Source organism: Pantoea sp. EKM103V, assembly GCF_011800365.1.
GTDB classification, from domain to species: domain Bacteria; phylum Pseudomonadota; class Gammaproteobacteria; order Enterobacterales; family Enterobacteriaceae; genus Pantoea; species Pantoea anthophila.
In genome coordinates this window covers 1,101,024-1,113,966 of record NZ_JAALFQ010000001.1, presented here as the reverse complement: position 1 = coordinate 1,113,966, position 12,943 = coordinate 1,101,024, and the positions used below count along the sequence as shown (strand labels likewise).

The following is a 12,943-nucleotide window of genomic DNA, read 5'->3' as shown; positions in this document are numbered from 1 at the left end:
GGCATGGCATCACATGATGAAATAATGGCGCGTCTGGCTGTCGCTGAGGCCGTTGCCCGTGAAGGCGGCGCGACCGCGCTTTCCTACTTTAACCGTCGCGAGACGCTGGTGGTGGAAACCAAATATGATCTGCAGGATGTGGTCTCGATTGCTGACCGCGACGTGGAGCAGCAGATCGCGGCCCATCTCCGCGCCGCCTTTCCCGATGATGGATTTCTGGGTGAGGAGAGCGGTCTGCAGCCGGGAGCATCGGACTACACCTGGGTAGTCGATCCTATCGATGGCACCAGCCCGTTTCTGAACGGGATGCCAAACTGGTGTGTTTCGGTGGCCGTGCTGCGCGGCGACCTGCCGGTCATCGGGGTGATCTTTGCCCCCCTCTATGATGAATGCTACGTTGCGGCGCTGGGGCAGGGCGCGACGCTCAACGGCCGCCGTCTGGCCGTCGATCCGGCGCGCACGCTGCAAAACCACGTCACCGGATTTGGGGCGAACAGTCACGTGACCCCGCAGCAGGTTGGCGAGATCGTGGCCGCTTTGCTGACGGCAGGCGGTAACTTTATCCGACTGGGTTCCGGCGCGCTGATGCTGGCATGGGTGGCCGCCGGACGGGTGGTGGGTTACTACGAGCCCTATATGCACGCCTGGGATTGTCTGGCGGGCTACTGCCTGGTGAAAGAGGCGGGCGGCTGGTATCACCCGTTTAATACTGAAGGCGACCGCCTTACCCGCGGTGCGCAGGTTCTTGCCGTGGCACCCGGTGCCGAAGCCGACCTGCGCCGCATCGCCGGGCTGTGACCCTGTCACGCCAGCGCGATGCGGATCGGTGTGGTTATGCCGGCCGGAGTCTCTTCGTCAGATAGTGACGCTGCATGCCGGTCTGCGGAAAGTCGGGCAGGGACATCTGCTGCTGATATCCCTGCTTCTGATAGAACGGCAGCGCCTGAAAGCTGAACGTATCCACCAGCGCACAGAGACATCCGTCCGTCACCGCCGCCTGTTCCGCCGCGCTGAGCAGTTCACTGCCCAGACCGCTGCCCCGCAGCGTCTCGTCCACCCACAGAAAATCGATACAGAGCCAGTTTCCTTTGCGGGACGCGATTAATCCTCCCCGTAATGTCCCCTGTGTGTCGCGATGCATGACCGACAGCGGCCCCCAGTTATCAGTCTGGATAAACTGCCGGTTGTACCCGCCGAGTCCCGCCAGTAGTGCTTCGCGGTCCTGCTCGCTGATCTGATGAGTGATGCTGAATCTGCTCATTCTCTTCCTCTTTTCTCCGTGGATTATGCGTCCCGAATTATCCCTCGCAAGGGATAAAACCCTCTTTATCCCTTCTAGAGTATAAAAAGAAAATTATCCGTTAAAGGGGATAAATGCACATTTATACCCTTTCGGGGATAATGCAGCTGCGCTATGCTTACCCTCTGTGATCCAGAAGGAGTCACCCATGATATATAGTCCGATTCAGCTGGCAAACCGGCTGAAACTTATCCGCCAGCGCAACGGCTGGACCCAGAGTGAGCTGGCAAAAAAAGTGGGCCTGAAGCAGGCGACGATCTCTCACTTTGAAAATGCACCTGACAGCACCTCACTGGCAACGCTGTTTAAGCTGCTGCAGTCGCTGGAGCTGAGCCTGGAGGTTCAGGAAAAAGCGGCACCGGCGCCTGCGCCACTCAATGACGAGGATGACTGGTGATGCAGAAGCTGATGGCCTGGATGAACGGCGAGCGGGTGGGGGTGCTGACCCGGCAGCGAAACGGCGCACATGAGTTTGAGTATGATGCAGGCTGGCTGCGCAGTCCGCTGGCGCGTCCCCTTTCCCTCTCTATGCCGCTGCAGGTCAGGCCGATCACCTCCGCCGCCGTGATTAACTTTTTCGATAACCTGCTGCCCGACAGCCCGGCGATCCGTGACCGGATTGTGGCGCGCTATCAGATAAAATCCCGCCAGCCGTTTGATCTGCTGCAGGAGGTGGGACGTGACAGCGTTGGCGCGACCATGCTGCTGCCGCCGGAGATGGCGCTGCCGCCGCTGCAGGCACGCTATGAGGTGCTGGATGAGGCGCGGCTGGAGAAGGTGTTGTCGGCCTATCAGTCTGATATTCCGCTGGGGATGCTGCGTGAAGAGACCGATTTTCGCATCTCGGTGGCCGGCGCGCAGGAGAAGACGGCCCTGCTGCTGACCGATGAGGGATGGAGCATTCCGGCCGGGGCGACGCCAACCTCCCACATCATCAAGCTGCCCATCGGGGAGATTAAGCAGCCTGCCGCCACCCTGGATATGCGCGAAAGCGTGGAGAATGAGTATCTCTGTCTGGCGCTGGCCCGGGCGCTGGGAATGGCGGTGCCACAGGCGACCATTATCCGCGCCGGGGCGATGCGGGCGCTGGCGGTGGAGCGGTTTGACCGGCGCTGGTCCCGCGATAAGACCCGGCTGATCCGGCTGCCGCAGGAGGATATCTGCCAGGCGCTGGGGATGCCATCTTCAACTAAATATGAGTCAGACGGCGGGCCGGGCATAGAGACGATCATGCAGCTGCTGATGGGCTCCAGCCAGGCGATAGCGGATCGCTACCGCTTTATGCAGTTTCAGGTTTTCCAGTGGCTGATCGGCGCAACCGATGGCCATGCAAAAAACTTCTCCCTGTTTATTGAGCGCGGAGGCAGTTACCGGCTGACGCCATTTTATGACGTCATCTCAGCCTATCCGGTACTGGGTGGCACCGGCCTCAACAAGCGGGCGCTGAAGCTGGCGATGGGGCTGTGCGCCACCAAAGGTAAAAAGATGGCGATCGACAAAATCTATCCGCGCCATTTTATCGCCACGGCAAAGCGCGTCAGTTTTGATCCGGCCAGTATGGAGGAGATTTTTGACTTCTTTATCCATGCTTTTCCCCAGGCGGTGGTTTCGGTGCGGGATGCGCTGCCCGCCGATTTTCCGCAGCACATCGCCGACGCCATTTTCAGTCACTCCCTGATCATGCTGGAGCGGTTACGGCACAGAACGTGATGGAGAGCGCGCACACCCGTAAGAGGATGATGGCATTTGGAAAAGGGCGTCCGGGCTGATAAGTTAACGAAAGGTTAAATCTTATTGCTGTCAGGAGGCTTCATGCTGGATATTGTTCACTTTCCGCTGTTTCTGGCGTCGGTGCTGCTGCTCTGCATTACGCCGGGCCCCGATCTCGCTTATGTTGTCGGACAAAGTGTGGCTCGGGGGCGACAGGCCGGTGTTCTCTCGGCGTCGGGCGTGGCGCTGGGAAGCTGTACGCATGCAGTTGCCAGTGCGCTGGGCTTAACGGCGCTGATTGCGGCCTCGCCGCTGCTGTTCACCGTCATTAAATATACGGGCGCAGCCTACCTGATCTATCTGGGGACGAAGATGATCGTGGCGACGTTCCGCGTCCGTCACGTCGTCAGGCCGGAGGGAGTGGAGGCGGTCGCACAGACTGAAACCCGTCAGCTGCTGCTGCGCGGCTTTATTACCTCGATAACCAATCCCAAAGTGCTGCTGTTCTTCATCGCCTTCTTTCCTCAGTTTGTGACGGTGGAGGGCGATCATCATGCCGTCTCCTTTCTGCTGCTGGGTCTGGCCTATGCGCTGACGGGCCTGATAACGGATGTGCTGTTTGCCCTGCTGGCGGGCGGTGCCGCCGGCGCCGTTGCGAAGAATCAGACCCTGCAGAAGGCGCTCGATCGGGTGGTGGGTGCCACCTTTATCGGGCTGGGCATCCGTCTGGCGCTGACGCGTCGCTAGCCGCTTTTCATCCCGCCCGAAACAGACCTGTCTCCCCTGAAACCGGCCCCGTCAGGCCGGTAATAATTTGTATAAGTTAACTGAGAGTAAAACGCAGGCGCATCTGTCAGGATACGCGCCTCAGAAAGCTCCTGGTTGCTCTCATTCGATGAAATGGTTTACCAAAAACGCGGTTTTGTTTGCCTGCAAAACTTCTCTTGCCGCGTTTATTGCACTCTCTGTGGCGCTGCTTCTTAACTTTGAAAAACCTGCCTGGGCGCTCACGACCGTTTTTGTGACTTCACAGCTCTATGCGGCCTCAACCGTGTCGAAATCCCTGTTTCGTCTGCTGGGTACGCTGCTGGGGGGCCTCTTTATTCTGCTGATCTACCCCGAAACGGTGCAGTCGCCGGTTCTGTTCAGCCTATGCGTGTCCCTATGGGTAACGGTCTGCCTCTATCTCTCCCTGCATGACCGCACGCCCAAGAGCTACATCTTTATGCTGGGCGGGTATAGCGCCGCCATTATGGGCTTTCCCGACGTGGATACGCCGTCAGCCATTATCAATACGGTCATTTCACGTATTGAGGAGATCACGCTCGGCATTCTCTGTAGCACCCTGGTTCACCGGCTGGTGTTTCCGGTGTCGATGCATCATCTGCTCGGCCAGAGCGTGAATCTCTGGTTTCAGAATGCGCGCAGGCTATGCGATGAGCTGATCAGCGGAATGGCAAAGAACAAATCGCTGGAGCGGGAAGATATCCTGATTCAGATGGCCGGTTATCCGCTGAACGTTGAGACGCTGCTGACCCACTGTGTCTATGAGGGGGAGGCGGCGCGTAACGTCATCCGTCTGGTCAGCGTGCAGTATCAGCATCTGACCTATCTGCTGCCGACGCTCACCGCGATTGAGTCACGGCTGGGCGTACTGGCGGAGCTGAACATTCGTTTTCCAGCGTGCGTGACCGATGTGTTTCAGCAGTTTCTGTTGTGGCTGCATCACGATCGCGTTAATGACATCAACGGACTGCGTGAGGCGATCAATGCCGGGCAGGCGAACCTTGAGCAGTCGTGGCGGGCAGGGGAACTGGCGACCGAGGAGAGCCTGCTGCTGATCGGGCTGCTGGAGCGGCTGGCAAACTTTGTGCGCATTGCCGATGCCTATGAGAATGTCAGCGCCCGCGCCGGGGATCTCTACAGTCATGGCGACGGGGCGGCTATCCGTAATATCCGTGAGCATCGCCATATCGACAAAGGGCTGTTGAGGCTGTCGGCGCTGACGGCTTTTCTGGCGACCTTTCTCTCCAGTCTGTTCTGGATTGGCAGCGGCTGGGCCGACGGGGCGAATGCACCGCTGATGGCGGCGATTATCAGTTCGTTTTTTGCCGGTGTCGATTCGCCGGTGACGCCGATGAAGCTGTTTGTCAAAGGGGTGATGATTGCGCTGGTCGTGAGCCTGTTTTACATCGCTTTTCTAATCCCGCAGGCGAACACCTTACAGGCGCTGATGATCTGTCTGCTGCCCGGTCTGATGCTGCTGAGTCTGGTGATTGCGAATCCGGCCACCAACCTGATCGGGCTGAGCGTGGCGATTCAGATCCCCGGCTTTATCGGGCTGAGTCACCACTTCGTGCCCAATCTTATCGTTACCCTGAATGCGGCGATCTCTTCGATGGTGGGGATTATGTTTGCCGTTGTGCTGACGGCGCTGATCCGCAACAAACGACCTTCATGGATAGCGCGAAGAGCGGTACAGCGCGGCCTGCGCGATCTGTTAGGGTTTATCAAAATGGTGGAGCGTAACGCCGCTACGCTGCTGTCACGGCAACAGTTTATTGCACGCATGCTCGACAGGGTGAATATCATTCTGCCGCGGAAACGGCTCGACCCGGTGCCGGATATCGTGGTGGGGGGCTATCTGATTACGGAAACCTGGCTGGGGGCGAACTGCTATGACTTTTATGCGCGCTATCGCGAGGTGCTGGAACGGCATGGGATTGATAGCGGGCAGATGTTTCACGAGCTGGCGCTCTATCTGAAGCGTAAGATGAAGTCACTGCAGTTAACACCACATCAGGATTTGCTGGAGGAGCTTGATCTGCTGCTGCTGCGTCTGGAGACCCTGGCCCGGCAGGAGAGTGATGCCGTCGCGCCCCTGATCCACCTGTTTAACATCCGGGTCTCGCTGTTTCCGCATCAGCGCTGGCCGGAATGAAAGGGTAGAAACGCGGGCTGGTGGTCTGAAGAGGCTGGTGGCCCGGAACATGTCTTAACGATTCTCTATTTTAGTTACATCATACATTAGATCTCTTCGTTTAACTTGAATTCGGCATAGTGCCTGTTTGTCATGTCTGGCAGAAAAGGAAGGCGGGCTGTCAGAATCGCGCCCGGAAGCAGGGCGCGAATTGCAGAACAGGGGTATCAGCACTGTTATCGGGGCTGAAGCTGATAGATCCAGGCGCTGAGCTGCTGATTATCGTGGGTAGAGACGCACACTTCGACGCGATCATAGCCCTCCTCAAACGCATCCAGCATCGGCCAGTGAGCCGCCAGCTTATCGGAGGTAAAGAGAAAACCCGGCACCTGCGGGCCGTGCTCATCCAGAATAATGCCAGGAAAATCAGCCGCTGCCCCCCAGCCGCGTTCATAGAAGGTGCCCGTGACCGAACCGGCGAGCCACTCTCCGCCGATATTCTCCAGGATATGCGCATTTTCACGTCCAGGGCAGAGCGTGCCGTAAACAAATAAACGTTTCATTTTCCCTCATCCAGACTGCAAACAGAAACAGGCAACTTTAGCGTGCCGGGACGCCATTGTCCTGCAAAACATTCACTTAAAAGCCGTGGTGTAGTTAACCGGAATACCCTGGTCGTTGATCACCGTATAGTTCAGTGCCGTTCCGGGAGAGAGCGCGGCCTGACTCTCTGCCTGCAGTTCCGCGTGCGGGGCGATCATCAGGTTTTTAATCGCTGCCTGACCTTGAGGTTTGACGTTCAGGCTCATAAACCAGGGCGTCGGGTTAGTTATCGTGATTTTATCTCCCGTGACGGCGAAACGAAGCTTTTCCGGGTCGGTCGCCTGAGGCGCGTGAAGTCCCGCAGGCCGGATAAAAATCTTCAGCCGGATTCGCAGCGGCAGCACGACTCTGCGCTCAGCCGCGTCAGGCGCTTTTTTCAGCGCCGGAATCTGGTAAATATTCAGCCAGAAGAGACTCTCTTTACTGGCGGGAAGCGCATCGCGTGAGGTCAGCATCAGGCGCAGCGATCGCATCTCGCCCGGAACCATGTTTATCACTGGCGGCAAGATTTAATTTTACGCAGGAAATGACTATTCAGCTTTTGTATAAAATAATCGCCGCGCATTGACGTTTGGCTGCTCTGGCCGGTTTTAATAAACCAGTAAGGCTGATTACTGAACAGACAGAGCAGGGATGTTATGTTGTTTTGTCTCCCGTAAACGTCTTATCAAAACCGATTGTCTCTGACTGAATCTCCGCAGGTCATCAACAGGCGCGGCCGATGCGGCAGGCCTTATCATGACGATGCGCGGACGTGTACAGGAGCAGGCGTTGTTCGCGCCGCTGAGCGAGAGTAAAAGCAGGCGTTCAGGAGACGCATTTACAGCATTTCTGTGGCCGTCAGCCCTGATAAGAGCGCTAATTTTCACGTAGCGACGTCTCTGGCGGAGTGCGGAAAGCCGCCGGATGACGTTAAACGAGCAAAGCGCAGAGATGTGCAGACCAGACGCACAATCAAGAGCAAGGCGGAGAGCGATTGAAAAACTGAGCGCGCAATATGTCGTGAGCGCTCAATTCATTCACTTAGCCGTAAAGATGAAGCCGGATGTGATATCTTCGGCATCGGGCACTGAAGAGAGTGAGTGAATCAGGCTGCGAAGAGAATGCCGGACGGATGCGCAGCAAACCATAAGCCATTCAGAAAAGCGGATGCGTGGTGGTGAGATGATGAGGCTGAGTTGCACAGAGATTTACGGCCAGGCAAAAAACAGCCTGGATCGGTGCCGAAAGGTAAACAGCGAGGCCCAACCCTGATAATGATAAAGATGCGCATAATGTATATTATGTTAAATAGGATATCTGATAACGGCTGTGGCTGCGTTATCTCGTTCCCTGCCATGCTGCTGCCGACTTCGTTCCTGCCCGCCCGATGAGGCAATTATGATTCCCGGTCAACCCGACACCGGCAATTCCCTTAGCGACGATATCTTTCCGTGTATTCATCTTCCGGCACGTCTGCTGATGAACATCAGGCGATTCTTTGCTTCCACTGTTTTGAGCTGCCTGCACTGAAACCTTATCAATCTCTTCGCACTCTCCTAAAAACGCCCATCTCCTTGGATGATTGCTCTTTTACAGCCATCCCCATCATTCACAGCGTTCCCTGAAAGCCAGCGCTTCTGGCGTGCGTGACTTTACGGCTGATGATGCCGGTAAGATCCTGGGTAAATGCATCCTGGATACCTCTGCTGGCAACGGATTCTGTTTCACGGGCAGTTCAGTAACGGGCGCAATTGCCGCACTGACTGGCAATGCATTCAGCGTGTGTCGCGCAGGCATACCAGCCTGATGACGCAAACCGCGTGGTTTACGGGCCGTTCGGTGAACATGGCCCTGAAACTTCTCATCCCTCTGAATCAGCTGGATTTTATCACCCGCCAGGGGCTACAATCCCGGAGCTGCAACAGAATGAATCTCTAATACCTGACGTGCTTTGTGACGCTGTCACGCTTTCTGTCACTGTTTTCCCGGCCTGCGATTCTGCTGCCCTCTCCTTTTGTATACCTTCTGGCCGCCGCTTCATCCTGATCAGCGATTTCAGCACAGAGCTCAACTCAGGTAATGAGAGAGAGTATGTATGATGTAACTAAAAAGGCATGCTCTTCTGGGAAATTTCACATTTAGCGCCGTTAAATGTCCCTTTCGCCTCAGCCCGATTACGCTTCAGCACAACAACACGCACTCCAACAGTCAATAAAGGAAACATTGATGAAAAAGACAACGGCTCTGATTGCCACCTTACTGATGACCTCTGGCGTATCTGCTGTCGCCGCTCAGCCTGCCGCTGCGAAAAATCCACTGAGCGTACACGTGCTCAACCTGCAGACCGGTCAGCCCACCGCGGGCATTGAAGTCGAGCTGGATCAGAAGCAGCAGGATAACTGGGTGAAACTGGCTTCTGGCGTGACGGATAACAATGGCCGCATCAGCGCCCTGTTCCCGCAGGACAAAACGGCCAGCGCCGGCAGCTATCGCGTGGTATTCAAAACCGGTGATTTTTATAAGAAGAGCAGCCAGAAAACCTTCTTCCCGGAGATCCCGGTGGAGTTCAACATGGAAGCCAGCGGTGAACACTACCATATTCCCTTACTGCTGAGCCCGTTTGGTTACTCAACCTATCGCGGCAACTAATTGATTCTGCCTAATCCGGCATTCAGGTGCCGGATTGGGCCTCTCCCGCTATTCGCGCCGGAAAACAGGCCACCAGCCAGTCGATAAACACCCGCAGGCGTTGCGTGACGTGCCGGTTCTGCGGATAAACCAGATGAAACGGATACCCGGCAGGACGCCAGTCGCGCAGGATCTCTACCATCTCACCCTGCCGCAGAATTGACGACAGCGAATAGCTGAAGGTCTGAATGATCCCCAGCCCGGCCAGCCCCGCAGCCAGATGCCCGTTGCTCTCATTGACGCCAATGCGATGCGCACTGGTTACCTCGATTTTTTCCCCGTCACGTTCAAACCGAAACGGAAAAGGCCTGCCGGTCTGCGGAGAGAGATAGCTCACCAGCCGGTGACCGTTGCGCAGTTCATCCGGATAGGCCGGTACGCCAAAGGCTTTCAGATAGGCGGGCGTTGCACAGGTGATCAGCGTGGCGTGCCCAATCAGACGGGCGATCAGAGAGGAGTCCATCAGCGGACCGCCGCGGATCACACAGTCAGCATTGTCACTGATCAGGTCGATCGGACGATCCGAAACGCCGAGATCCAGCGTAATGTCAGGATAGCGGGCAAAGAAATCGGGCAGCAGCGGAATCAGAACGTCCCGGGCAGTCGAACCGCCGACATCAATGCGTAACTGCCCGCGTGGCTTACTGCGCAGTGTATTAAAACAGGCATCCACATCCTCAAGATCGTGCAGAATACGCAGCGCCTTCTCATAATATTCCCGCCCTTCCGCAGTCACGGTCACGCGCCGCGTGGTGCGCTGCAAAAGCCTGACGGAGAGATGCGCCTCCAGCTCCTGCACCAGCTTGCTCACCGTCGCTTTCGGCATGTTCAGCGTATCTGCAGCACGGGTAAAACTGCCGCTCTCTACCACCCGTGAAAAGGCTCTGATCGCCAGCAACTGATCCATTCTCTGCCCCTATTGTCCACCCGTGTGGATAGTCATTTTCATTTTAGCGGATTTATCCGTCAATCCCGCTCTTTTACAGTGGCCCCCTGTCCGGCAGCGACGCTGACCGGGAAGCTTATCCTCATTCACTGACCGACTCCGGAGACGACTTTATGAGCGCATCACTCGCAGGAAAAATTGCCCTGGTAACGGGCGGAACAAGCGGAATTGGCCTGGCCACCGCACGGGAACTGGCGTCACAGGGCGCGCAGGTCTTTATTACGGGTCGCCGTCAGGCGGAACTGGATGCCGCCGTCGCGGACATCGGTGGAACGGTCACCGGTATCCGGGCCGATGCGTCACAGCTGCACGATCTCGACGACGTGTATGCCCGGATTGCGTCACAGTCGGGCCATCTGGATATCCTGTTCGCCAACGCCGGCGGAGGCGACATGCTGCCGCTGGGGGCGATCACAGAGGCGCATTTCGATCGTATCTTCGACACCAACGTACGCGGCGTGCTGTTTACGGTTCAGAAAGCGCTGCCACTGCTGGTTGATGGCGCGTCGGTTATTCTTACCGGCTCAACCACCTCGGCTCAGGGTACCGCAGCCTTCAGTGTCTACAGCGCCAGTAAAGCCGCCGTGCGCAACTTTGCCCGTTCATGGGCGCTGGATCTGAAAGATCGCGGCATCCGGGTGAATGTGGTGAGTCCCGGCCCTGTCCGTACTCCGGGCCTGGGCGGGCTGGTCAGTGAGGATCAGCGTCAGGGCCTGTTTGATGCGCTGGCTGCGCAGATACCGCTGGGTCGCCTGGGTGAGCCGCAGGAGGTGGCCAGAACCGTTGCCTTCCTGGCGTCAGATGCCGCCAGCTTTATCAATGCGACAGAACTGTTTGTCGATGGCGGAATGGCGCAGGTGTAACGTTACGCTTCAGACCCTGTGGCTGTCGCAGCAGGGTCTGAACCGGGACACAATCACAAAATGTCACGTTGCATTACCCACGGTCTCCTCAATCCCCCGCTATAGTTATTGCCTGTCACATTCGTCATAACACCATGGAGATCACATGAGCCAACTTTTTTCCACTGTCTCACTGGGCGACCTTACGCTGGATAACCGCATTGTGATTGCGCCGATGTGCCAGTACTCAGCCGAAGCGGGTAATGCCACAGCCTGGCACCGCATCCACCTGGGTCAGCTCTCTTTTTCCGGCGCAGGCCTGATGATTATCGAAGCCACGGCGGTAGAAGACATTGGCCGCATCTCTCCCGGCGATCTCGGATTGTGGAATGATGAGAATGAAGCCGCACTGAAAACGGTGCTGGAGGATGTGCGCCGTTACTCCTCGATTCCGGTGGGCATTCAGCTGGGCCATGCCGGACGTAAAGCGTCGTGCGCGGTGCCCTGGGAAGGCGGCAAACAGATTGCACCGGATGCCGGCGGCTGGCAGACCATTGCCCCGTCAGCCGTGAGCTACAGCGCGGATGAAGTCAGACCGGTCGCGATGAGCGCCGATGACCTGGCCCGGGTGAAGCAGGCCTTTGTGGAGAGCGCCCTGCGTGCAGAGCGTCTGAGGCTGGATCTTATTGAAGTCCATGCCGCGCACGGCTATCTGCTGCATCAGTTCCTCTCTCCGCTGTCGAACCAGCGCACCGATGAGTATGGCGGATCGCTGGAGAACCGTATGCGCTTCCCGCTGGAAGTGTTCAAAGCGGTTCGTGACGCGGTTCCGGCCTCACTGCCGGTAGGCGTTCGCATTTCCGCGACGGACTGGGTCGAAGGCGGCTGGGAAATCAAACAGTCCATCGCCTTCTCGCGTGAGCTGGAAGCGCTGAACTGCACCTATATCCATGTCTCCAGCGGCGGACTGTCGGAAGATCAGAAAATCAGCGTCGGCCCTAATTACCAGGTTCCGTTTGCCCGCGATATCCGTGAGCAGGTTTCCGTTCCGGTGATCGCGGTCGGCCTGATCACTGAGCCACAGCAGGCAGAGGATCTGCTGCAACAGGGCGAAGCCGATCTGGTGGCTCTGGCGCGCGGGATCCTCTACGACCCGCGCTGGCCATGGCATGCGGCCGCCGCGCTGGATGGCAAGGTGCAGGTGCCACCTCAGTATCTGCGCTCCGAACCGCATGACGTAAAAGGCATTCTGACCCAGGATCAGTAAGCCTTTCCCGGCAGACCGCTTATACAGGGGTCTGCCGTTAACTTATAAAATGCCCTTCAGCCGCAGATGCTGCAGCAGCATGATGGTCCTGGCATCCATGATTTCGCCCTCTCGAAACCAGGCTGCAATACCCCCGTTATCTGAGATCGTAGCAGGCCTGCAGCGCGAGATCGGGGCCGGTGAGCGGACGCTGTGCGGCGGGAAACCGCTGTGCCACCGGCGTCATTGAGCTTTGCGCCAGAGCCACCGCCACCGCGCCCTGCTGATAGGCCCGCTCTGTCGCCGCCGCAATCAGGTCAAAATAGCGGGTCGAGTTACCCGCCTTAAAGGCATCCCATGCCCCCGCCACCAGCTCCGTCTTCACCTGCGTGCCGGGCTGACAGAACAGCGCCCGGGTGGCCGCCACGGTCGATTCTGCCGCGCAGAGCGCCACCGCAGGCCCCGCCTGGCGATGCAGCGCCTCCGCCAGCATTCTGTCGGTGCGCATGACCCTTTCCTGCACGGGGAAATCGTCGGCTACCGGGGCCAGCGTCGAACAGGTGATCAGAATGGCATCAAACTGCGGCAGCACGCCCTCAATCAGCCGGGCCATCCTGAGACGTAAGTCACTGTCCATCCCGCCCCGCTCTTCGGCCTCAGCCAGCAGTGCAGGCATGACCAGATGATTCAGCGGCGGGGTGTGACG

13 protein-coding genes are annotated in these 12,943 nt (G+C 57.6%); 8 read left to right on the top strand and 5 right to left on the bottom strand.

The window, feature by feature from the left end; translation table 11 throughout:
* Window positions 1-3: 3 nt before the first annotated feature.
* Entirely contained in the window at window positions 4-798 is a 795-nt protein-coding gene (locus HFD97_RS05420) for an inositol monophosphatase family protein (protein ID WP_009090185.1), read from the top strand.
* 34 nt (window positions 799-832) lie between these two features.
* On the opposite strand, the gene HFD97_RS05415 is transcribed toward HFD97_RS05420, so the two are convergent.
* Window positions 833-1,261, bottom strand: coding sequence for an N-acetyltransferase (locus HFD97_RS05415; RefSeq protein WP_009090187.1), 429 nt, complete (start codon window positions 1,259-1,261; stop codon window positions 833-835).
* A gap of 187 nt (window positions 1,262-1,448) precedes the next feature.
* On the opposite strand from HFD97_RS05415, the gene hipB reads away from it, so the two are divergent.
* The 4 genes from hipB (at window position 1,449) to HFD97_RS05395 (ending at window position 5,951) form a co-directional block, all read left to right on the top strand.
* Window positions 1,449-1,697 (top strand): type II toxin-antitoxin system antitoxin HipB, encoded by a 249-nt coding sequence (gene hipB / locus HFD97_RS05410; protein ID WP_009090189.1) that lies wholly within the window; start codon window positions 1,449-1,451, stop codon window positions 1,695-1,697.
* The gene (locus HFD97_RS05405; RefSeq protein WP_167430832.1) at window positions 1,697-3,010 is read left to right on the top strand and encodes a type II toxin-antitoxin system HipA family toxin; all 1,314 of its coding nucleotides are present in this window, start codon (window positions 1,697-1,699) and stop codon (window positions 3,008-3,010) included. The genes hipB and HFD97_RS05405 overlap by 1 nt, the downstream gene beginning before the upstream one ends.
* Before the next feature lie 102 nt (window positions 3,011-3,112).
* Window positions 3,113-3,757, top strand: coding sequence for a LysE family translocator (locus HFD97_RS05400; protein ID WP_167430833.1), 645 nt, complete (start codon window positions 3,113-3,115; stop codon window positions 3,755-3,757).
* 148 nt (window positions 3,758-3,905) lie between these two features.
* Complete coding sequence (locus tag HFD97_RS05395) at window positions 3,906-5,951, top strand: FUSC family protein (protein ID WP_167430834.1); 2,046 nt, start codon at window positions 3,906-3,908, stop codon at window positions 5,949-5,951.
* A gap of 215 nt (window positions 5,952-6,166) precedes the next feature.
* On the opposite strand, the gene HFD97_RS05390 is transcribed toward HFD97_RS05395, so the two are convergent.
* Window positions 6,167-6,493: a gamma-glutamylcyclotransferase family protein gene (locus HFD97_RS05390; protein ID WP_009090196.1), complete on the bottom strand. Its 327-nt coding sequence runs from the start codon at window positions 6,491-6,493 to the stop codon at window positions 6,167-6,169.
* Window positions 6,494-6,565: 72 nt separating this feature from the next.
* A complete protein-coding gene (locus tag HFD97_RS05385) occupies window positions 6,566-7,030 on the bottom strand; it encodes a fimbria/pilus periplasmic chaperone (RefSeq protein WP_255461633.1) in 465 nt (154 codons plus the stop codon).
* Window positions 7,031-8,741: 1,711 nt separating this feature from the next.
* On the opposite strand from HFD97_RS05385, the gene uraH reads away from it, so the two are divergent.
* On the top strand, window positions 8,742-9,164 hold the full coding sequence (uraH, locus tag HFD97_RS05380) for a hydroxyisourate hydrolase (protein WP_009090208.1): 423 nt from the start codon (window positions 8,742-8,744) through the stop codon (window positions 9,162-9,164).
* Window positions 9,165-9,186: 22 nt separating this feature from the next.
* Here uraH and HFD97_RS05375 read toward each other — a convergent pair whose 3' ends face one another.
* The gene (locus HFD97_RS05375) at window positions 9,187-10,110 is read right to left on the bottom strand and encodes a LysR family transcriptional regulator (protein WP_167430835.1); all 924 of its coding nucleotides are present in this window, start codon (window positions 10,108-10,110) and stop codon (window positions 9,187-9,189) included.
* A gap of 152 nt (window positions 10,111-10,262) precedes the next feature.
* Between HFD97_RS05375 and HFD97_RS05370 the strand changes: the two genes are divergently transcribed.
* Together HFD97_RS05370 and HFD97_RS05365 are read left to right on the top strand one after the other, a co-directional pair.
* On the top strand, window positions 10,263-11,012 hold the full coding sequence (locus HFD97_RS05370; RefSeq protein WP_167430836.1) for an SDR family oxidoreductase: 750 nt from the start codon (window positions 10,263-10,265) through the stop codon (window positions 11,010-11,012).
* A 145-nt stretch (window positions 11,013-11,157) separates the two neighbouring features.
* Window positions 11,158-12,258 (top strand): NADH:flavin oxidoreductase/NADH oxidase, encoded by a 1,101-nt coding sequence (locus tag HFD97_RS05365; protein WP_167430837.1) that lies wholly within the window; start codon window positions 11,158-11,160, stop codon window positions 12,256-12,258.
* Between the two features lie 136 nt (window positions 12,259-12,394).
* Here HFD97_RS05365 and HFD97_RS05360 read toward each other — a convergent pair whose 3' ends face one another.
* The gene (locus HFD97_RS05360) at window positions 12,395-12,913 is read right to left on the bottom strand and encodes a glutamate racemase (protein WP_167430838.1); all 519 of its coding nucleotides are present in this window, start codon (window positions 12,911-12,913) and stop codon (window positions 12,395-12,397) included.
* Window positions 12,914-12,943 lie beyond the last annotated feature (30 nt).